Genomic DNA, 20,478 nt, shown 5'->3' on the forward strand with positions numbered 1-20,478 from the left:
TCTCTCTCCCTTCTTCCTTTTTATAACACTACTTCTTTATGTCGTGAAGCATGGCAGTTAATATTAACAGCTACTGGTAATGAAGCAATATGAGCAGGATAAATCTCAATATGAACATCAAGGGCAGTCGTTCTCCCACCTAATCCCTGAGGCCCAATCCCTAATTTATTGATTTTCTCTAGCAGCTCTTCTTCTAACCTTGCAATGTCTTCTAAGTGACTACGTTTTCCAACTTCCCGGAATAATGATTTCTTTGCTAAATAAGCAGCTTTTTCAAATGTTCCACCGATTCCAACACCAACGACGATAGGTGGGCAGGGATTTGGTCCAGCCTGTCTTACGCAATCGATAATAAATTCTTTTACTCCTTCTACTCCATCTGAAGGTTTCATCATTTTAACAAAGGACATATTTTCGCTACCGCCACCTTTAGCAGCCATGTGGATCTTAATTTGATCTCCATCAACGATTTCTACATGAATAACTGCTGGTGTATTATCTCCAGTGTTTTTCCTTTCTAAAGGATGGCCAACAATGGATTTGCGTAGATATCCATCCCGATAACCACGGCGAACTCCTTCATTTATCGCATCATTTAAATTGCCCCCCACAATATGAACATCTTGCCCTAATTCCACAATAAAAACGGCGAACCCTGTATCTTGGCAAATTGGGACTCTTTCTGTTCTAGCAATATCATAATTTTGTAGTAATTGATTTAGTACATCCTTACCTGTTTGCGATTCCTCCGTACTTAATGCACTCCTGATAGCGTTTTCAACATCCCTTCCTAAATCATAATTTGCTTCTTGAACCATTTGTGCTACAGCGTCTATAATTTGATCCACATGTATTTCTCTCACTACTTTTCCCCCCAGCCAATAAATCATTTATTTTATTGTACCATAATTTTTTGAATCTTCGGTTTAGAAATGCTTTTTTTTTTAAAAAACCCCGGAAAATCTCTCCGGGGTGTTAAGCTCACTTTATGAATAATGTTATCTAACAAGTTTTATGATATTCTCAACGGCTTGCGCTGATTTGTCTAATGCAGCTTTTTCTTCTTCAGTTAATTCTAGCTCAAATACTTTCTCGATGCCATTTCCTCCGATAAGAGTAGGTACGCCTAAACAGATGTCATTATAACCATATTCTCCCTCTAAATAGGCGATGGTTGGGATGATTCTCTTCTTATCTTTTAAAATGGCTTCTGCCATTTGAGTCAGAGCAGCTGCTGGCGCGTAGTAAGCACTACCGTTTCCTAATAAGTTAACAATCTCCCCGCCTCCTTTGCGAGTACGCTCAACAATCGCATCTAATTGATCCTTTGGTAATAATTTTTCTAAAGGAATTCCACCAGCATAGGAGTAACGAATTAAAGGAACCATGGTATCGCCATGCACACCAAGCACGAAACCGTTCACATCTTCCACGGATACATTAAGGGCTTGAGCAACAAATGTACGGAAACGTGCAGTGTCAAGAACACCAGCCATACCGATTATCCGTTCTTTTGGAAAACCTGTTATCTTATATGCAACATACGTCATTGCATCAACCGGGTTAGACAACACAATGACATATGAATTTGGAGCGTATTCTTTTACTTTTTCTGCCACCGATCTCATGATATTCGCATTTGTATTGACAAGATCGTCGCGGCTCATACCTGGTTTTCTAGCAACACCAGCTGTAATAATGACAAGGTCCGAATCTTTGATATCATCATAATTGCTAGTACCAATAATATTCACATCGACTCCTAATACAGGAGTAGCTTCAAGCATATCTAACGCTTTCCCTTTTGTTGGATTCTCTAATTGAGGAATATCTAAGAGTACAATATCTCCCAATTCCTTTTGAGCTAAATAAAGGGCTGTCGTTGCACCAGTATAACCAGCACCGATGACAGCAATTTTTCTACGTGTAAAAACCATTTTTTTCCCTTCTAAATCATTTTATATTATAGAAATATTCAATCTGCAGGTACAAATATCCTTTCTACCTGCATATTTTTTAAATTATTACATATTTTTGATTAACTCATCACCAAATTCGGAACACTTCAGTTCAGTTGCTCCTTCCATTAAGCGAGCAAAGTCGTAAGTAACGGTTTTATTAGAAATCGTTTTTTCCATTGCAGAAATAATAAGGTCTGCTGCCTCATTCCAACCCATGTAACGTAACATCATTTCGCCAGAAAGGATTACAGAAGACGGATTCACTTTATCTAATCCTGCATATTTTGGTGCCGTACCATGAGTTGCTTCAAATAATGCTATACCTGTATCGTAGTTGATATTTGCTCCAGGAGCGATTCCAATACCCCCAACCTGAGCAGCAAGAGCATCAGAAATATAATCTCCATTTAAGTTTAAGGTAGCGATGACATCATATTCTTTTGGTCTGGTTAAGATTTGTTGTAAGAAAGCATCAGCAATAACATCCTTAATTAAAAGTTTACCAGCTGCAAGCGCTTCCTCTTGAGCCTTGTTCGCAGCTTCTGTACCTTGTTCAGCAGCAATACGGTCATATTGAGCCCATGTAAATACCTTATCGCCAAATTCTTTCTCAGCAACTTCATAACCCCAATTTTTAAATGCACCTTCTGTAAACTTCATGATGTTCCCTTTATGAACAAGCGTTACACTCTTACGATTATTATCTAATGCATATTGAATGGCAGCACGTACAAGACGGTATGTACCTTCTTTTGATACTGGTTTAATTCCAATACCTGATGTTTCTGGGAAACGAATTTTCTTAACTCCCATTTCGTTAATTAAGAAATTAATGACTTTCTTAACCTCTTCTGTTCCTTCTTGCCATTCAATTCCAGCATATATATCTTCTGCATTCTCACGGAAGATGACCATATCAGTCCACTCTGGATGTTTTACAGGTGAAGGAACGCCTTTGAAATAGCGAACTGGACGTACACATGCATAAAGATCTAATTCTTGACGTAAAGCAACGTTTAAAGAACGAATTCCTCCACCAATCGGTGTTGTTAAAGGCCCCTTAATCCCAACTAAATACTCTCTTAATGCTGTTAATGTATCTTTTGGTAACCATTCGCCCCATTTTTCAAAGGACTTTTCTCCTGTATATACTTCAAACCATTCGATTTTCCTTTCGCCCTTATACGCCTTTTCAACAGCTGCATCTAATACTCTTACAGCTGCAGCCCAAATATCTGGCCCAGTTCCATCCCCCTCAATAAATGGAATAATTGGATTGTTTGGTACATTTAATTTCCCATTTTCAATCGTAATCTTTTCTCCCCTTGTTGGCATGTCGAACTTTTCAAAAATTGACATCTTCAGTTACCTCCCCATTTTCCATAATAATTATTGATAAGAAATTATACATTTGTATAATTTCCTATTTACACAAATGAGATTTTCAAGAATGATTTTCTTGATATCCCTTGTCCTATTTCTATTCTGTATCCAAACAGAATAGAACGTCAATCTATTTTTTGTTCTTTTCTAAAATTTTTATATATTATAATTATTATTCATGATCAAGGGGAAACGCTTTCGAAACATTTCCCCTATCTTTGAAGATTAAGCACTATGTCCGTTTTCCTTTGCTTCTTGAGCCTGTCTAGCAAATTCCTCTAACATATCAGTTGTTACTGACTTTGGCCTTTCTATTGGATATCCAAGCGCTCTATCCCAAGTAATATTCGATAGAACTCCTAAAGCCCTTCCGATTCCAAACAGCACGGTATAAAAATCATATTCTGTTAGACCATAGTACCATTGAATGACACCAGATTGAGCATCTACGTTTGGCCATGGATTTTTTGCTTTGCCATGTTGTCTGAGAATATCAGGTACGACTTCATAAAGTTTGCTTACAAGTTGGAATAATGGATAATCAGGTAAATATTTTAAGCAGTATTCTCTTTGCGCTGTATATCTTGGGTCAGTTTTACGTAACACAGCATGACCATAGCCAGGAATGACTTGCCCGCTGTTAAGCGTATCCCATACCGCTTGTTTTAATTGCTCCTCTGTAGGAACTCCTCCACCAAATTTTTCCATGAATTTTTGAATCCAAGCAAGTACTTCTTGGTTTGCAAGGCCATGAAGCGGACCAGCTAAGCCATTAATACCTGCAGCGAGAGAGTAGTAGGCATCAGAAAGCGCAGATGCGACTAAGTGAGTAGCATGAGCAGAAACGTTACCGCTTTCATGGTCAGAGTGAAGAATGAAATACATTCTTGCTACTTCATCATATGGTGGATCGATTCCCATCATATAAGCGAAGTTACCGCCAAAATCTAGATTTGGATCTGGATCAATCTGCGTATCTCCTTTATATTTCAATCGATAAATAAATGCACCGATTTGTGGAAGCTTTGCCAATAAATTTAATACATCTTCATACATGTATTCCCAGCTGTTGTATTTATTAAGTTTACCTTCGCTGTAAGCCTTTGCAAATACAGATTCTCTTTGCATGGATACGATTGCTGCAGAGAACATCGCCATGGGATGTGAATCTCTTGGTAACGCTCTTAGCATATCAAATACATATTGAGGTACTTGAGATCTCTTCCTCATATCTTCTACTACTTCTAAAGCTTGCTCTTTTGTAGGGATATCACCAGTTAATAGTAGATACAAAAAACCTTCCACATATGGATACTCTTTACCTTCAGGTTTTGGTAATTTCTCCATTACTTCTTGAATGGTATAACCTCTAAACCGAATCCCCTCATATGGATCTAAATAGGAAATGTCTGTTACTAAACTTTTTACCCCTCTCATTCCTCCGATCGCTTGCGCAATTGTGACTTCACTAATCTTTACGTCCCCATATTCTACTAACAGCTTTGTTGTTCTTTTTCTGTGTTCTTCAATTTTTTTCGCAAGCACGTTCTTTAAAGTTGACATCTGAATACCTCCTTACCTCTCCCCTTTTTTAAAATTAATTACCATGTTAGAGGATGAACAATATCCTCAAAATAATAAATTTTCAGAATTATACACCTGCATGTAGATTGCCCTTCTTCTTGTTTGATTATATTGTAAACTATTTCAACTATTTTGTGAACTAGTAATCGAAATTTTCTCAAAAATTATATTTTTTGGTACAAATATTTCAATGAACTACTTCATATATTCGACTTCGCTTCTTCTAACCTTTAACGTCGGATGAAAATATAATATTGGCCATTGCGAATCTTCTTTTCTAACCATCTTTTTATGTAATATTGAAAAAAACTTCTAGTAAAGGGAAATATCAATAAAAAACCGATCGTATCTGTGAAAAATCCTGGAGTTAATAAAAGTAATCCGCCTGAAAAAACACAAATCCCGTCAAGAATAGCTTGCCCAGGAATTCGCCCATTCCTTAAATCTTCTTGTGCCTTTATCCAGATTCTCATTCCTTCTTTCTTCGCTAAATAGGCACCAATAACTCCAGTTGCAATGATCGCTAATAGAGTCTCTAGTCCACCAATCCACTCTGCTGCTTTCACAATTCCCCAGATTTCTAAAGCAGGAACAATGATCATCAATACTACAATCGTTCTAAACAAAGGAATACCTCCTAGTTTTTTGGGTTGATTTTGGCTTGTAAAATTTGATGGATATTTGGTGCAAAACGATCTAAACGTACAGGCCGATAGTCTTTGTCTAACCACACATGTTCAGTCATGCCAGTAGCCAAGAGTTTTCCGTCTTCTTTACGGATCACTTCATATTTTATCTTTATTCTTAAACTATTGTATTCTGTAATTTTTGACCTGACGATAATTTCATCATCATATTTTGCGGATACTTTATATTGACAACGGACATCGACAACCGGCAGATATAATCCTATATTTTCCAATATTTTGTAATCAATTCCAAAATTTCTTATCATTTCTGTACGGGCGACTTCAAACCAAACAAAATAATTGGCATGGTAAACTACTCCCATTTGATCGGTCTCTTGATATCGTACTCGAATCTCTGTCTCAAACCATTCCATCAGCTTTTCCTCCTATCTCAATTCCAAACAGACAACTTAAAAATATGTTTGTATATTCCAACGCTTATAAAGCATAGCAAGCCAGCTTATTAGGTTTGTATATAAGCAGCGACTTTTGGTAGCCACTTTCTCACCTAAATCATTATTAAAAAAAAAAGTGGCTAACAACAAAGCGCGTTGGAATATACAAACCTATAGACAAGCCATTCTCAAAAAAAGAGACTGTTTACACAGCCTCTCCTATTTTATACCATACTAAATCATTTTATTTCCTGCGTAAACATGTCCTCGTTCAGGATCAACAGTTACATACATTCCATCTTCAAACTTTTCATAGGCATTTTCAGCGCCTACAATGACAGGAATACCAAGACTAATTCCAACGACTGCCGCATGAGAAGTTAGTCCACTTTCTTCTGTAATCACTGCAGCAGCTTTTTCAAAAGATTTCATCATCTCTTTATCGGTTGCAATCGTTACTAATATTGCGCCTTCTTCCATCTTTGCTTCAATCTCTTCTGCCGTTTTCCCTTTTACTACTTTTCCTGTGATGATCTTATTCCCAATCCCTTGACCTTTTACTGCAATATCTCCAACCAAGTGTACTTTCATTAAGTTGGTTGTTCCTACTTTCCCTACGGGAACACCTGCAGTGATGACGACCAGATCGCCATGTTTAATATATCCTGCTCCTATTGCTGTATCTACAGATTCTTTTAACATTTCGTCAGTACTTTCAACTTTTTTCCCTAAAAGTGGATATACACCCCAATTTAGGCTTAACTTTTTCATTACTTTTTCATGTGGGGTAATAGCAATGATGGGAACTTTAGGGCGATATTTGGAAACGAGTCTTGCTGTTTGTCCACTTTCAGTGGGAGTTAAAATCGCATTTGCATTCAGATCAATTGCAGTATTAACCACCGCTTGACTAATTGCATCGGTAACGTTGGTTTGTTGCAACGTACTTCTTTTACGGAAAATCTCAGAATAATTTAAGGCCTCTTCCGTTCGCAATGCGATTCGAGCCATTGTAGCAACAGATTCGATCGGGTATTTTCCTGCGGCCGTTTCGCCAGATAACATAATCGCATCGGTTCCATCAAAAATCGCATTTGCAACATCACTCGCTTCTGCACGAGTGGGCCTTGGGTTTCGTTGCATGGAATCGAGCATTTGCGTTGCAGTGATGACTGGTTTTCCAGCTTTATTACATTTTTCGATAATCATTTTTTGAACAAGAGGAACTTCTTCCGCAGGAATTTCAACTCCTAAATCTCCTCTTGCAACCATAATTCCATCAGAGACTTGGAGAATTTCATCGATATTTTCAACACCTTCATGGTTTTCAATTTTCGAAATGATTAATATATCGGCGTTATATTCTTCAAGAATTTCTCTTATTTCTAAAACATCTTTTGCTTTACGAACGAAGGAAGCAGCAATAATATCGATTCCTTGCTCAATACCATAACGGATATCATCTGCATCCTTTTGTGTAATACCTGGAAGATTGATTTTTACACCTGGTACATTAACCCCTTTTTTACTTTTTAAAATTCCTGAATTTAAAATCTTGCAATAGATTTCAGTTCCTTCAATTTTTTCAACTTCTAAGCCAATTAATCCATCGTCAATGAGAATTTTTGAGCCTGGATGTACATCTTGTGGAAGACCTTGATAACTAACAGAGACGCGGTTTTTATCGCCAACAATTTCTTCAGTCGTTAGAATGATGGTTTCTCCTTGTTTTAGTTCAACTTCAGGTACTCCTAGAATACCGGTACGAATTTCTGGACCTTTTGTATCTAAAAGAATGGCCACCGTCTTGCCTGTTTCTTTGGCTGCTTGTCGAATATTTTTTATTCTCCTCCCATGCTCTTCATAATCCCCATGAGAAAAGTTCAAACGTGCTACATTCATTCCTGCATGAATTAATTCTTTTAAAACTTCAACTTCTTCGCTAGCAGGCCCAATCGTACAAACAATTTTTGTCTTTCTCATATACAAACTACATCCTTTCAATATTCCATTATATGGCTAAAATACTTGCCAATTGATATAATGATAAATCTACTGTATGTTTTTGCATTAGTGCCTCTTCAATACTTACAGAGATAATCTGATTATTTTTGATCCCTACCATTTTTCCAGACTGCTTTTTTATTAATAATTCAACTGCTTCAGCACCAAGACGACTAGCAAGTACACGGTCAAAAGCAGTTGGTGAACCGCCTCGTTGAATATGACCTAATACCGTCACCCTTGTTTCAAATCCAGTTTTTTCTTTAATTTTGTTTCCAAACTCAATGCCACTGCCAACGCCTTCTGCGACAATAATAATACTATGTTTTTTACCCCGTTCATGGCCACGCTTTAATCGTTCAATAATTTCATCCATTTCATAGTAAGCTTCAGGAATAATAATCGACTCAGCCCCGTCTGCTAATCCTGACCATAGAGCAATATCGCCGGCATTTCTTCCCATGACCTCAATGATGTATGTTCTTTCATGGGAAGTAGCCGTATCGCGAATTTTGTCAATGGCATTGATGACGGTATTTACCGCTGTATCAAAGCCAATCGTAAAATCAGTTGCAGGAATATCATTATCGATGGTTCCAGGAACACCAACCGTTAAAATTCCTTGTTGAGCTAATTTAAGCGCACCACGGAATGATCCATCTCCACCAATGACAACAAGACCTTCAATTCCATACTTATTTAACTGTTCAATTGCTTGTTTTTGCCCTTCAGGGGTTTTAAATTTTTCACTTCTCGCTGTATATAAAATCGTTCCGCCTCTATGTATAATATCCCCTACAGAGCCAATATCCAGCTTTTCAATCTCACCATTGATTAAACCACTATATCCATGGTAAATCCCGAATACTTCTAATCCGTGGTAATAACCCTTTCTAACTACAGCCCGAATGGCTGCATTCATTCCTGGTGCATCTCCTCCACTTGTTAACACACCAATACGTTTCATCATCACACCTCTTTCTATTATCTAAAAATGTCCAACAGGGACAAATTAAGTCCATATATGATAAAAAAGAGTGTACCCTTATTTTAGGGTACCCTTATTTATTTTCATATAGTAGTATAACATGAAAGGGCCTTTTTTTATTATCTTTTTTAACTTTCTAAATAATCGAAATATATTCTCCAATCGCACGAAATTTTTTATAGCGATGTTCGACTAATTCTTCCCCACTTAAAGGGGATAAATCTTTTAATCCTTGTTCAATATACGTTTTGATCTGCATGGATTGAAATTCTACATCTTTATGAGCACCACCCAGTGGTTCTGGGATAATGCCATCACAGATTCCAAAATGATATAAGTCTTGAGCAGTAATCTTCATTGCGTTAGCCGCTTTCTCTCCTTGCGAACCATCCCGCCAAAGAATAGCCGCCGCTCCTTCCGGAGAAATAACTGAATATATAGAATTCTCCAACATATAGAGATAATTTCCTACCCCTAATGCTAAAGCTCCTCCACTTCCACCTTCGCCAATGACAATACAAATGATTGGAACTTGGAATAGAGCCATTTCTCTCAAATTTCTTGCGATAGCCTCACTTTGTCCTCTTTCTTCCGCACCGATACCTGGAAAAGCACCTGGTGTATCAATAAAGCATATAATTGGGCGACGAAATTTATCCGCTTGTTGCATGAGACGGAGAGCTTTTCGGTACCCTTCTGGATGAGGCATTCCAAAATTGCGATAAATATTTTCCTTCGTATCTCTACCCTTTTGGTGACCAATAACCGTAACAGGCATTCCATTAAATTTGGCAATGCCGCCGACAATGGCATGATCATCACCGTATGCTCGATCTCCATGTAATTCGATAAAATCCGTAAAAATCCGTTCAATATAATCGAGTGTCGTAGGTCTTTGCGCCAACCTTGAGATCTGTGTTTTTTGCCATGGTGTCAAATTCCCATAGATTTGTTGTTCAAGATCCTTTAATTTTTTCTCTAATTCTTCAATTTCTTTTGAGAAATCGATACTTTCATGTTCAGTAAATTGCTTTAACTCTTGGATTTTTTTGCGCAATTCAAAGAGAGGGCGTTCAAACGGTAAATTAGCCATTATATCCTCCCCTTTACCATATGTAAATTTAATAATTGACTAAGGGTTTCTTTTAGATCTTTACGATGAACTATCATATCGAGTTGGCCATGGTCTAATAAAAATTCAGATGTTTGAAATCCTTCAGGTAACTTTTGGCGAATCACTTGTTCGATAACCCTTGGCCCCGCAAAACCAATTAATGCTCCAGGTTCAGCAATATTAATGTCTCCTAACGAAGCAAAGCTAGCAGATACTCCACCAGTTGTTGGATTGGTAAATACAGAAATAAATAAAATTCTTTCTCGATGAAGTTTAGCGATCGCTGCACTCGTTTTGGCCATTTGCATTAAACTAAAAATTCCTTCTTGCATTCTTGCTCCACCTGAAGCTGAAAACATGATAAAGGGATAGCGTTTTACAATGGCTTTTTCAATCGCCCTTGTAATTTTTTCACCGACGACAGAACCCATACTTCCCATGCGAAAACGAGTATCCATTACGCCAATAACGACAGGAAAACCTCCTATCGTTCCCTCTCCAGTTACGACGGCTTCATTTAGGTTCGATTTTTCCATATCGCTTTTTAACTTTTCTGTGTAACCTTCGAACTTTAAAGGATCAGAAGAAATCAAATCCGAATCATATTCAAAAAAATGTCCTTGATCCATGATCATTTTAATTCTTTCGGGAGCAGATAAGGCAAAATGATAGTCACAATTAGGACAAACGTATAGGTTTTTTTCTAATTCCTTAACAAAAGTAATCGTACCACAACGATCGCATTTTTTTACTCTTCCTTCAGGGATATCTTTCTTCGCGTGTTCAGACGGAATGGTAGCAAATCTTTTTTGTTTAAAAAAGAAATCTTTTAACACATCAACACCTCGCATTGGAAGGTTAGAAAGAAGTTAAGCTAAGTTAGAATCTTTGTCAAAACTTCATGGATCTCGCCTAATTCTCCCTTTGGTACTAAGATTTCAAATTGATTTGAAACCTGGCTTTCTCTTATTTTCACTAGGAATCCTTCAGCAGTTAGTTGGTCTTTGATTTTGGTAGCTACTTTTTCATTTGGTGCAATATAGATGACTGTCCACATGATGATCCCCCTCATCATTCCTAGCATGCTCTATGACCATTTATTCTATTTTAGACGATTTTTCTTGGGAGTACAATTAGGCAAAAAATTGGCTCTTTTCTAAGTGCATTTTCATTCTTCGCTCCGCCTCTTCCCTATCTTTCATTCTAAGCGCTTCTAGAATGTACCGATGCTCTTGAATGGAAATTTCTGATCTCCCATGACGTTTAAGGGAGTCTTTTAAAATCGTTCGGCCAAAGTCAACAATCGCTCGCCAAATGCGAAACAATAGATAATTTTCACTTGCAAGTGCAATATATTGATGAAAGAGAAAATCTTCTTCATCAGGTAATAAACCTGACTTGATTCGCTTTTGGGTTTCATCTAATAAACGTTCCATTTTGCGAATTTGTTCTTCGGTAATACGCTCTGCAGCAAGTCCTACTGCATCTAATTCAATGATCTTTCTCATCTCTAAAAGATCTTTTTTTGATTTTTGATCCCTTAAAATAAAGAAAGCAAGAATCTCTACTAGGTGATGAGAAGTGGAATCTTCAATAAATGTACCTTCTCCATGTCTTGTCGAAATTAAACCGAGTAACTCCAATGCCCTCAACGCTTCACGAACAGACGATCTTCCTACTTTGAGTCGTTCTGCGAGTTCTCGTTCAGAAGGTAAACGATCACCTACTTGTAAATTATCTTCCTTGATGATTTCATTAATTTTAACTAAAACTTCTTGATATAACTTTCGATTTTTCGTATCATCGAGCATTGAGCCACCCCATTTTACTTTTACTTCATTCTCAACTATTTTATTACAGATAATCTTCTTGTTTTCTCTTCAATTTCTTTTACATCAACTTGAATACGTGCAGCTCCTGTCTCCATTGCTGCTTTTGCAACAGCTCCGGCTACTTTTGGTGCGACTCTCGGATCAAATGGATGTGGAATCACATAATCTTCTGTTAATTCATCTTCATTAATCAGTTCTGCAATCGCATAAGCAGCAGCAATTTTCATCTCTTCATTGATATCCCTTGCTCGAACATCAAGGGCCCCTCTAAAAATTCCTGGAAATGCAGATACATTGTTCACTTGATTTGGCAAGTCTGAACGACCCGTTCCAACGACTCTGGCACCTGCTGCTTTTGCTTCATCTGGGAAAATCTCTGGCACCGGATTGGCCATTGCAAAAATGATCGCGTCTTTATTCATTGATTTTACCATATCTTGAGTTACTGCACCTGCTACCGATACACCGATGAAAACATCTGCACCTTTTAATGCATCTGCAAGAGTGCCTTGCACTTTTTCTTTATTCGTAATCTTTGCAATTTCCTCTTTTACAGGGTTCATACCAACGGGACGACCTTCATAGATAATTCCCTTGGTGTCACACATGATCACGTCTTTAACACCAACACTCATTAATAGTTTGACAATAGCAATCCCAGCAGCCCCCGCTCCATTCACCACCACTTTGATCTCATCCATCTTTTTATCCACGAGTTTTAGCGCATTAATTAAACCAGCTAAGGTAACAATCGCTGTTCCATGTTGATCATCATGAAAAACAGGAATATTTAGTTCTTTTTTCAAACGTTCTTCAATAATAAAACAATTTGGAGCTGCGATATCTTCTAAGTTCACACCACCAAAGGTTGGTTCTAGGAGTTTCACTGTCTCTACAATTTTATCCACATCTGTAGTATTGAGACAAATTGGAAACGCATCTACGCCTGCAAAATTTTTAAATAGAACAGACTTCCCTTCCATGACAGGCATTGCTGCTTCAGGTCCAATGTTTCCAAGTCCGAGTACAGCAGTCCCATCTGATACTACGGCGACGGTATTTCCTTTCATGGTGTACTCATAAACTTTTTCCTTGTCTTCGTGAATGGCCATACATGGGTCGGCTACCCCTGGCGAATAAGCCAAACTGAGATCGTGTGCGTTCATCAGCGGTACTTTTGCACTTACTTGCAATTTCCCTTGATTTTCACGATGCATCTTTAAAGCTTCTTCTTTTAATGTAGACAAGACCAACAACTCCCCACTTTTTTCTATTAAAATAATCCAGACAGTCTTCCCTAGTGGTCTGACCACTACCATTATAACAGAATCTTGGAACAGATAGCACGAAAAAATTTGATTTGAAAAAAATTTTTTATCATCTTGAATGTTCTGAATACAATCAACTATTCAAAATGGATGGCAACACTATTTTCGCCAAGTATAGTTTCGATTTCTTGTTTCAGTCCTTCATCGAATGTTACCCAATATTTCCTTGACAAACGTCTTGATTTTTTCCCTTGCTCATAATAAAGGATGACAGGTACGTTCCCTTGTCTTTTGGTTAAAACGTTTTGTAGTTTTGTCAATGTTTTGGTATTTTCGTTTTCCTTTGCGATTTTGATCATCATCACTTTTGAATGAAAATGATCCTTCAAGTTGGATAATAAAGACACTTTCTCCACAATGATTTTCACTTTTTCTTCCTGCTTGTCTATCTTCCCTCGGATCAAAACTCCTTGGTCAATTTGCAGTTGAGAAAAATATTTCTGATAGACTTTAGGGAATAACACCAGTTCTACCAGATGTCCGTCTGTCTCTAGTTCTGCAAAGGCCATGGGATCGCCCTTTTTCGTGACAATTGGTTTTAACTCTGTTAATAAACCGCCAAAAGTGATCCTTTCACCATCTTGCAAATGGGCAAATTCAGTAAAATGATGGGAAGTATAAGCTTTTAACAGTTCCCGATACTCTTTTAAGGGATCTCCAGATAAGTAAACCCCAAGTAACTCTTTTTCTTTTTTTAGTTGTTCTTGTTCAGAAAAAGGCTTCACCTCGATCCAATCAAATTCAATCTCTGAGGAAGGATCTAGATCAGCAAATAAATCGATTTGTAAATCGTTTTGCAGTTTTTTTCGCTTCTGAATTCGTTCTAAAAGATCGTCCAAATTGGCCAAAAGTTTTGCTCGATGAATGCCAAAGGAGTCAAAAGCTCCGCTTAGAATGAGGGATTCCATCGTTTTTCGGTTACAAACTTTTGCGTCCACTTCCATACAAAAATCCAAGATACTACGAATCTCTTTCTTGCTTTTTCGTAAATGAAGAATCGATTCAATCACAGAAACGCCAATATTTTTAATGGCACCAAGACCAAAGCGAATTTTATTTCCTTCTATGGAAAATGAATAGAAACTATGTTTGACATCTGGAGGTAAAACTTCGATGCCCATTTTTCTTGCTTCTTCAATATATTCGGTAACCTTTTCCGGATTCCCTATTGATTCAGAAATCAAAGCTGTCATAAATTCAACAGGATAATGAGCTTTTAGGTAAGCGGTTTGAAAGGCAATGACAGCATAAGCGACAGCATGGGAGCGGTTAAACCCGTAATCTGCAAATCGTACAATCATATCATACACATCATTGGCCACTTTTCCCTCGTAACCGTTTTTTATTGCTCCTTTGACGAAATGTTCCCGTTCTTGAATTAAAATCTCCCTTTTCTTTTTTCCTACCGCTCTTCGTAAAAGGTCAGCTTCCCCTAAGCTAAATCCTGCCATCTTTGAAGCAATTTGCATGATTTGTTCTTGATAGACAATGATTCCATAGGTATCCTTTAGGATTGGTTCTAAGCTTTCATGGGGATAAGTCACTTCTTTTTGTCCAAATTTGGCTTTAATATATTCAGGAATGTACTCCATTGGACCGGGACGATATAATGCAAGAATCGCTACAATATCCTCAAAACGGCTTGGTTTTAATTCTTTTAATACACGAATCATCCCCGGGGATTCCAATTGAAAGACTCCTTTGGTATTTCCTTGGCTTAACAATTCATAAGTTTTATGATCTTTCTCATCCAATTGTTGAAGTGAGATTCGTTTTCCTTTCGTTTTTTCAATCCAATCCAACGTTCTTTCAATAATGGTCAAATTTCGCAGACCTAAGAAATCCATTTTTAACAAGCCAATAGTTTCCAATATCCCCATTGAATATTGGGTAAGAGGAATATTCCCTTGACCTTCCTGCAATGGAGTGTAATTTTCTAACGGCCGGTCGCCAATGACAACTCCAGCTGCATGAGTGGAGTGATGTCTTGGCATCCCTTCAATTTTCATTGCAATTTGTAAGATTTTTTTCGTTTCTTCATCTTGTTGATATAAGGTTAATAATTCAGGATTTTCTTTTAGAGCTTTTTCAATCGTAATTCCTAATTGATTTGGGATGAGTTTTGCAATTTTGTCCACTTTGCTGTAAGTGATATTCAGAACTCGGCCCACATCGCGAATAGCTGCTTTAGCGGCAAACGTTCCAAAAGTAATAATTTGCGCGACACGATGTTCCCCATACTTTTCCTTCACATACTGGATTACTTCATCACGACGCTCATAATGAAAATCAATATCAATATCAGGCATATTGACTCGTTCTGGATTTAAAAACCGTTCAAACAAAAGTCCATACTTTATCGGATCAACATTGGTAATTCCTAAAACATAAGCGACCAAACTACCTGCTGCAGACCCTCTTCCTGGTCCTGTCATAATCCCTTTCTTATGAGCATATTTCATAAAATCCCAGACAATTAAAAAATAATCGGAAAAGCCCATTTTTTTTATTACGGATAGCTCATAATCGAGACGATCTTTGATCTCTTTTGTAATTTGTTGATAGCGTTTTTCTAACCCCTTATAGGCTAAGGCTTCTAAATATTGTTCTGAAGTAACGGAATTAGGTACAGGAAACTTCGGTAAAATGGATAAATTTGTCGGAATCTCTAATTGGCAACGATCTGCAATTTTTATAGTATTCTCTAATGCCTCTGGCAAATGAGAAAATAGATCTCTCATCTCCTTGGCGCTTTTTAGATAAAACTCTTTAGTAGGAAAGCGAAACCGTTTTTCATCTTCTAACGTACTTCCTGTGCCAATTGCCATTAATATATCTTGAATGAGGGCATCCTCTTTTTCTACATAGTGAACATCGTTCGTGGCAACGATAGGAATTCCCGTTTCCTGTGATAACTTGATCAACCCTTCTAATAGTCGCTTCTGTTCAGATAGACCGTGATCTTGAATCTCTAAATAAAAATTTTCTTTTCCAAAAATCGATTGATATTCGAGAGCAACTTCTTTTGCTTTTTCATATTGACCTTGTAATAGATGGTCGTTTATTTCACCTTTTAAACAAGCGCTTAAAGCGATAATTCCATCATGATATTCTTTTAATAGCTCTTTATCGATTCGCGGTTTATAATAAAACCCTTCTAAATGGGCAAACGAAGTCAATTTCAGCAGATTTTTATAGCCCGTCTCGTTTTCTGCTAATAACACTAAATGATAAATTTTTTGTTCTTGTCGTGAAATTCGATCGGTTCGGTGACCTGACGTTATATAGGCTTCAACTCCGATGATCGGTTTCATCCCTTCCCTTTTGCAGGCTAGATAAAAAGGAACCACTCCATACATGACACCATGATCAGTAATCGCTAAAGCCGACATTCCCAGATCTTTCGCCTTTTTCACTAAATGGTCGATTCGACTTGCCCCATCTAGCAAACTATATTCGGTATGAACATGTAAGTGAACAAAATTCGTCATAGCTGACACCTCAAGTTTTAGCCTCACTGATTCTTATCATGATTTCTAGATTTGTCCCATACATTCTAGTATAAAGGAAAATTTCGTCATCAAGTTTCTATTCTTGTTGATAAGGGGAAATACGATGGGAGCTTTTATTACCAATTTAATCATGTCATTTTTTCTTGCTTTTGGCGTTGTGATCGGTGGATCTCTCTTTGGGGGAATCGGTGCTTTCTTGACTCATCAACCTCCGATTCTAACTATTAAAGAACTTTCTACTGACCTAAAAATTTGGGCATTGGTTGTTTCTCTAGGGGGTACTTTTGATTCATTTAAAACTTTTGAAAGTGGTTTATTTGATGGAAATCTATCAGGTATTGTTCGCCAACTTTTAATGATTATAACAGGCTTAGTCGGAGCTTATTCCGGCAGAATCGTGATCCTTTGGCTCATAAAAGGAGATATGGAATAATGCGTTATATCTCTTGGGTTTTGCATAAAGTTTGGATTCGTTGTCTCATTTTCTTTGTTATGGGTATTTTTTTGGGGATGTTCTTTTACTTATCTCTTCATGGCAAACATATTGACCATTTAATCACTGAAAATGAACAGTTAAAAAATGAATTAAGAGAAACGAAAGCCGACCTTGAAGTTTTGCAATTAGAGAAAAAAATCAAAAGTAAGAATCAGCTCATTCGTTCTGTTCAATTTCACATTCAAGAGAAACTGAACGGATACATTGAAGCAGAACTTCTTGAGGTCTTAATTGACGAGACTTATTTTCTTGTTGGCAAAAAAGTCGAAGATATTGGCGAAGCGCCAGAAATGATTTATCAATTGTTAAATAATAAGAATTTTACTGTTGGAAAACGACAATTTACAGTAAAGGTGAACATTATTTATGTCGGACCAATCACAAGAATCTGGATCTCTGTACAAGAACATCAATAAGAAAGCATCCAACCGCTTTTTCTATCCTTATTAGAATCACTGGCTTGTATGATCTAACGCTGCTCCTAACCTTACGGCTTTCCATTTTATACAAGCCATTTCATCGTTCAATTACTTGCGATGTAATTAGAGCTTTACTTACCAACTGGTTTTTGTGGTAGACTTCAACATCCACTTTCCCAAACTTTCGACTGACTTCAATGATTTTCGGACGAATCTCTAAAACACTTTCGATTTGGACAGGCTTCACAAAATAAATCATCAAATTCTCAGGAACAAGATCTCCTTTTTTATACTGACGCAAAATGCGGTGGGCAGATTCGATCACTAAGCTAGCTAATGGCCCTGTTGACAAAGAACCAAGCTGGTTGGTCATTTGCGGAGTCACTTCTCCTTTAAAGATAATCGACCCATCTTCTGCCTTTTGTTCTTCAAAAGGTTTCATTATAATGTCATCGATTGTTTCCCCAATTTGCGGCTTTTTTTGGATATATTGCAAAGCTTTGAGTACATCTTGACGGCTGATGACCCCAATTAGTTTACGATGCGTATCGATCACAGGCAGTAGTTCAATCCCTTCCCAGACCATCATGTGCGCAGCTGACGCGATGGAAGTTTTTGCAGTGACAGAAATCGGGTTTTTGGTCATGACTTTATCAATGGTTAGGTTTTTATCTTTATCAAGGATATCTTTTGAAGTTACAATTCCAACCAATTTCATTTGATCATCAACAACGGGAAAGCGACTGTGCTTTGTCTTTTCTACAAGTAAATGGTAGTCTGATACGAGTTGCCTGTCCTTTAAGATCATCACTTCTTTTTGTCCATGAATGATATCTTCTACCATCATGATCTCTTTTTTAATCAAGCGATCATAGATGGCACGATTGATTAATGAAGCAACCGTAAATGTGTCATAGCTTGTAGAAATAACCGGCAGCTCCCTTTCATCCGCCAGTTTTTTCACTTCATCACTGGTATCAAATCCCCCGGTAATTAAAATTGCTGCCCCTTGCTTTAAAGTTAACTTGTGTGCTTGTACGCGATTCCCGACAATCAACAAGTTACCTGGGTCGACGTATTTCATCATATCTTCTAATTTCATCGCACCGATAACGAATTTGTTTAAGGTTTTGTATAATCCATTCCTACCCCCAAGAACATGTCCATCAACAATATTTACCACTTCGGCAAAGGTTAATTTTTCAATGTTTGCTTTATGTTTTTTTTCAATCCGAACCGTTCCTACCCGTTCAATGGTACTGACAAAACCTTGATTCTCTGCCTCTTTTATCGCTCGGTAGGCGGTCCCTTCACTTACGTTCATTTCTTTTGCTATCTGTCTTACAGAGATCTTGTGACCTATGGGTAAACTTTCAATATATTGTAGAATTTTTTCGTGTTTGGTTGCCATAAACTCACCGTACTTTCCATACTGTTATACTTTAATTCCCCACATCTGTTGTACTATATTATAACAGATTGAAGAGCAAATAAAAATAGGCTTGTATGTTCTAAAAAAGCGTTAGAACATACAAGCCATTCAGATTTTGTAAGGGAGCTAGTTAGCGTTTTCCTTGTACCATCTGTATCCGTTTCGGTTGAAGATGTAAGATTTCTTGTTCTTTTTTTAGGCGTTGATATTTTTTTATCCTAGCTAGTTGTTTGCGTTTTTCTTCATCTAAGAAGAGGAGTTGATCTAAATGGGCCCCAACGACAAGCAACGCAAAGAGGATCCATGTAACGGCAAAGATTTGAGCTGATAAGTCACCTTGAAATAAAGGGATTCTGGGTATCGCATAAAACAAGCTCGCTAAGGCGATGATAAAATAGACGATTGATTTTAATAGTCTCATATACTGTCCCTCCTATTCCACTGTATGTAGGAGGCAGACAAGATAGAACAAGATTTATCTGAATAACTCTTCGACCTCGATTGTAAATCCATCGAGGATATTTGATGTTAGGATACCTTTTTCTTTTTGCACTTCAAACTGAATATACTGTTTTTCTTCAGTTATTGATCCGTTTTTCCGTGTATTTCTTTTGAATGAAAGAATAAGTTTTTTATTCACCCTTACAACTTCACCCACTGATTCATGGGAAGAACTTCGCTACTTAGTCCTTTTTCTTGTAAACGATTGACAAATGCTTGAGGATCTTCTTGGATAATAGGGAAGGTATTATAGTGAATCGGAATCGTTTTCTTCGCTTTAATCCATTCCGCTGCTAACAATGCATCTTCCAATCCCATGGTGAAATTGCCCCCAATTGGCAGAAAAGCTACATCCAATTGTTCACGTTCTAGTAACTTCATATCGCCAAACAACCCCGTATCTCCTGCATGATAAATCTTTTTCCCGTCCATCTCAACAATGACTCCACTTGGCATACCCAAATAGATAATCTGTTTGTTCCCCTCATCGACAAATCCAGAACCATGGAACGCTTGTGTTGCTTTCACCCGACCAAATTCAAAGGAATAGCTTCCACCGATATGTAATGGATGAGCCTTAACCCCTTGCCAGCTCATATAAGTGGCTAATTCAAATGGAGCGATAATCGTTGCGGCATTATTTTTGGCAATTTGTACCGCATCGCCAATATGGTCACCATGACCATGGGTAATATAAATGTAGTCTACCTTAATTTCATCAATCGCAACTTTCGCATGAGTATTTCCTGTAATAAATGGATCGATAATGATACTGTATTTTTCACCTCTTAATTCTATACAACTATGTCCATGATAACGAATGTCCATTCTAACCCCACC

General features: G+C 37.5%; 19 protein-coding genes. 2 read left to right on the forward strand and 17 right to left on the reverse strand.

The features are described from left to right. Window positions 1-20 precede the first annotated feature (20 nt). The 14 genes from ACMW72_RS07785 to ACMW72_RS07850 all read right to left on the reverse strand — a co-directional run bounded on the left by ACMW72_RS07785 (window position 21) and on the right by ACMW72_RS07850 (window position 16,769). Window positions 21-863: a fumarate hydratase gene (locus ACMW72_RS07785; protein ID WP_418368278.1), complete on the reverse strand. Its 843-nt coding sequence runs from the start codon at window positions 861-863 to the stop codon at window positions 21-23. 135 nt (window positions 864-998) lie between these two features. Then, window positions 999-1,937 (reverse strand): malate dehydrogenase, encoded by a 939-nt coding sequence (gene mdh / locus ACMW72_RS07790; RefSeq protein ID WP_418368279.1) that lies wholly within the window; start codon window positions 1,935-1,937, stop codon window positions 999-1,001. 87 nt (window positions 1,938-2,024) lie between these two features. Then, on the reverse strand, window positions 2,025-3,320 hold the full coding sequence (icd, locus tag ACMW72_RS07795) for an NADP-dependent isocitrate dehydrogenase (RefSeq protein WP_418368280.1): 1,296 nt from the start codon (window positions 3,318-3,320) through the stop codon (window positions 2,025-2,027). A gap of 249 nt (window positions 3,321-3,569) precedes the next feature. Further along, window positions 3,570-4,907: a citrate (Si)-synthase gene (locus tag ACMW72_RS07800; RefSeq protein ID WP_418368281.1), complete on the reverse strand. Its 1,338-nt coding sequence runs from the start codon at window positions 4,905-4,907 to the stop codon at window positions 3,570-3,572. Window positions 4,908-5,158: 251 nt separating this feature from the next. Further along, a complete protein-coding gene (locus ACMW72_RS07805) occupies window positions 5,159-5,554 on the reverse strand; it encodes an FxsA family protein (protein WP_418368282.1) in 396 nt (131 codons plus the stop codon). 11 nt (window positions 5,555-5,565) lie between these two features. Next, complete coding sequence (locus tag ACMW72_RS07810) at window positions 5,566-5,991, reverse strand: acyl-CoA thioesterase (protein WP_418368283.1); 426 nt, start codon at window positions 5,989-5,991, stop codon at window positions 5,566-5,568. 255 nt (window positions 5,992-6,246) lie between these two features. Further along, window positions 6,247-7,995, reverse strand: coding sequence for a pyruvate kinase (gene pyk, locus ACMW72_RS07815; protein ID WP_418368284.1), 1,749 nt, complete (start codon window positions 7,993-7,995; stop codon window positions 6,247-6,249). A 28-nt stretch (window positions 7,996-8,023) separates the two neighbouring features. Then, a complete protein-coding gene (gene pfkA, locus ACMW72_RS07820; RefSeq protein WP_418368285.1) occupies window positions 8,024-8,983 on the reverse strand; it encodes a 6-phosphofructokinase in 960 nt (319 codons plus the stop codon). A 157-nt stretch (window positions 8,984-9,140) separates the two neighbouring features. After that, entirely contained in the window at window positions 9,141-10,100 is a 960-nt protein-coding gene (locus ACMW72_RS07825; RefSeq protein WP_418368325.1) for an acetyl-CoA carboxylase carboxyltransferase subunit alpha, read from the reverse strand. Further along, entirely contained in the window at window positions 10,097-10,954 is an 858-nt protein-coding gene (gene accD, locus ACMW72_RS07830; protein ID WP_418368286.1) for an acetyl-CoA carboxylase, carboxyltransferase subunit beta, read from the reverse strand. Before accD ends, ACMW72_RS07825 begins: the two co-directional genes overlap by 4 nt. Window positions 10,955-10,992: 38 nt before the next feature. After that, entirely contained in the window at window positions 10,993-11,175 is a 183-nt protein-coding gene (locus tag ACMW72_RS07835; RefSeq protein ID WP_418368287.1) for a glutamate decarboxylase, read from the reverse strand. Window positions 11,176-11,251: 76 nt separating this feature from the next. Next, the gene (locus ACMW72_RS07840) at window positions 11,252-11,929 is read right to left on the reverse strand and encodes a FadR/GntR family transcriptional regulator (RefSeq protein WP_418368288.1); all 678 of its coding nucleotides are present in this window, start codon (window positions 11,927-11,929) and stop codon (window positions 11,252-11,254) included. A gap of 35 nt (window positions 11,930-11,964) precedes the next feature. Further along, window positions 11,965-13,197 (reverse strand): NAD(P)-dependent malic enzyme, encoded by a 1,233-nt coding sequence (locus tag ACMW72_RS07845; protein WP_418368289.1) that lies wholly within the window; start codon window positions 13,195-13,197, stop codon window positions 11,965-11,967. Window positions 13,198-13,355: 158 nt separating this feature from the next. Next, entirely contained in the window at window positions 13,356-16,769 is a 3,414-nt protein-coding gene (locus ACMW72_RS07850; protein ID WP_418368290.1) for a DNA polymerase III subunit alpha, read from the reverse strand. Window positions 16,770-16,893: 124 nt separating this feature from the next. On the opposite strand from ACMW72_RS07850, the gene ACMW72_RS07855 reads away from it, so the two are divergent. Next, window positions 16,894-17,223 (forward strand): YtrH family sporulation protein, encoded by a 330-nt coding sequence (locus tag ACMW72_RS07855; RefSeq protein ID WP_418368291.1) that lies wholly within the window; start codon window positions 16,894-16,896, stop codon window positions 17,221-17,223. Continuing rightward, window positions 17,223-17,702, forward strand: coding sequence for a hypothetical protein (locus ACMW72_RS07860; RefSeq protein WP_418368292.1), 480 nt, complete (start codon window positions 17,223-17,225; stop codon window positions 17,700-17,702). Before ACMW72_RS07855 ends, ACMW72_RS07860 begins: the two co-directional genes overlap by 1 nt. A 100-nt stretch (window positions 17,703-17,802) precedes the next feature. On the opposite strand, the gene ACMW72_RS07865 is transcribed toward ACMW72_RS07860, so the two are convergent. The 3 genes from ACMW72_RS07865 to ACMW72_RS07875 all read right to left on the reverse strand — a co-directional run bounded on the left by ACMW72_RS07865 (window position 17,803) and on the right by ACMW72_RS07875 (window position 20,466). After that, complete coding sequence (locus ACMW72_RS07865; protein ID WP_418368293.1) at window positions 17,803-19,116, reverse strand: DRTGG domain-containing protein; 1,314 nt, start codon at window positions 19,114-19,116, stop codon at window positions 17,803-17,805. Window positions 19,117-19,267: 151 nt separating this feature from the next. Beyond that, window positions 19,268-19,558, reverse strand: coding sequence for a hypothetical protein (locus tag ACMW72_RS07870; protein WP_418368294.1), 291 nt, complete (start codon window positions 19,556-19,558; stop codon window positions 19,268-19,270). Between the two features lie 221 nt (window positions 19,559-19,779). Then, window positions 19,780-20,466: a metal-dependent hydrolase gene (locus tag ACMW72_RS07875; protein WP_418368295.1), complete on the reverse strand. Its 687-nt coding sequence runs from the start codon at window positions 20,464-20,466 to the stop codon at window positions 19,780-19,782. Window positions 20,467-20,478: the final 12 nt, after the last annotated feature.

Origin of the sequence: Tepidibacillus sp. LV47 (genome assembly GCF_048381575.1) — a bacterium.
In the GTDB taxonomy this organism is placed as follows: Bacteria; Bacillota; Bacilli; order Tepidibacillales; family Tepidibacillaceae; genus Tepidibacillus.

Coding starts and splice junctions, on each gene's coding strand:
- ACMW72_RS07865 (WP_418368293.1), bottom strand. CDS start 19,116: ATGGCAACCAAACACGAAAAAATTCTACAATATATTGAAAGTTTACCC.
- ACMW72_RS07870 (WP_418368294.1), bottom strand. CDS start 19,558: ATGAGACTATTAAAATCAATCGTCTATTTTATCATCGCCTTAGCGAGC.
- ACMW72_RS07840 (WP_418368288.1), bottom strand. CDS start 11,929: ATGCTCGATGATACGAAAAATCGAAAGTTATATCAAGAAGTTTTAGTT.
- pyk (WP_418368284.1), bottom strand. CDS start 7,995: ATGAGAAAGACAAAAATTGTTTGTACGATTGGGCCTGCTAGCGAAGAA.
- icd (WP_418368280.1), bottom strand. CDS start 3,320: ATGTCAATTTTTGAAAAGTTCGACATGCCAACAAGGGGAGAAAAGATT.
- mdh (WP_418368279.1), bottom strand. CDS start 1,937: ATGGTTTTTACACGTAGAAAAATTGCTGTCATCGGTGCTGGTTATACT.
- ACMW72_RS07860 (WP_418368292.1), top strand. CDS start 17,223: ATGCGTTATATCTCTTGGGTTTTGCATAAAGTTTGGATTCGTTGTCTC.
- ACMW72_RS07850 (WP_418368290.1), bottom strand. CDS start 16,769: ATGACGAATTTTGTTCACTTACATGTTCATACCGAATATAGTTTGCTA.
- ACMW72_RS07875 (WP_418368295.1), bottom strand. CDS start 20,466: ATGGACATTCGTTATCATGGACATAGTTGTATAGAATTAAGAGGTGAA.
- pfkA (WP_418368285.1), bottom strand. CDS start 8,983: ATGAAACGTATTGGTGTGTTAACAAGTGGAGGAGATGCACCAGGAATG.
- ACMW72_RS07855 (WP_418368291.1), top strand. CDS start 16,894: ATGGGAGCTTTTATTACCAATTTAATCATGTCATTTTTTCTTGCTTTT.
- ACMW72_RS07835 (WP_418368287.1), bottom strand. CDS start 11,175: ATGTGGACAGTCATCTATATTGCACCAAATGAAAAAGTAGCTACCAAA.
- ACMW72_RS07800 (WP_418368281.1), bottom strand. CDS start 4,907: ATGTCAACTTTAAAGAACGTGCTTGCGAAAAAAATTGAAGAACACAGA.
- ACMW72_RS07810 (WP_418368283.1), bottom strand. CDS start 5,991: ATGGAATGGTTTGAGACAGAGATTCGAGTACGATATCAAGAGACCGAT.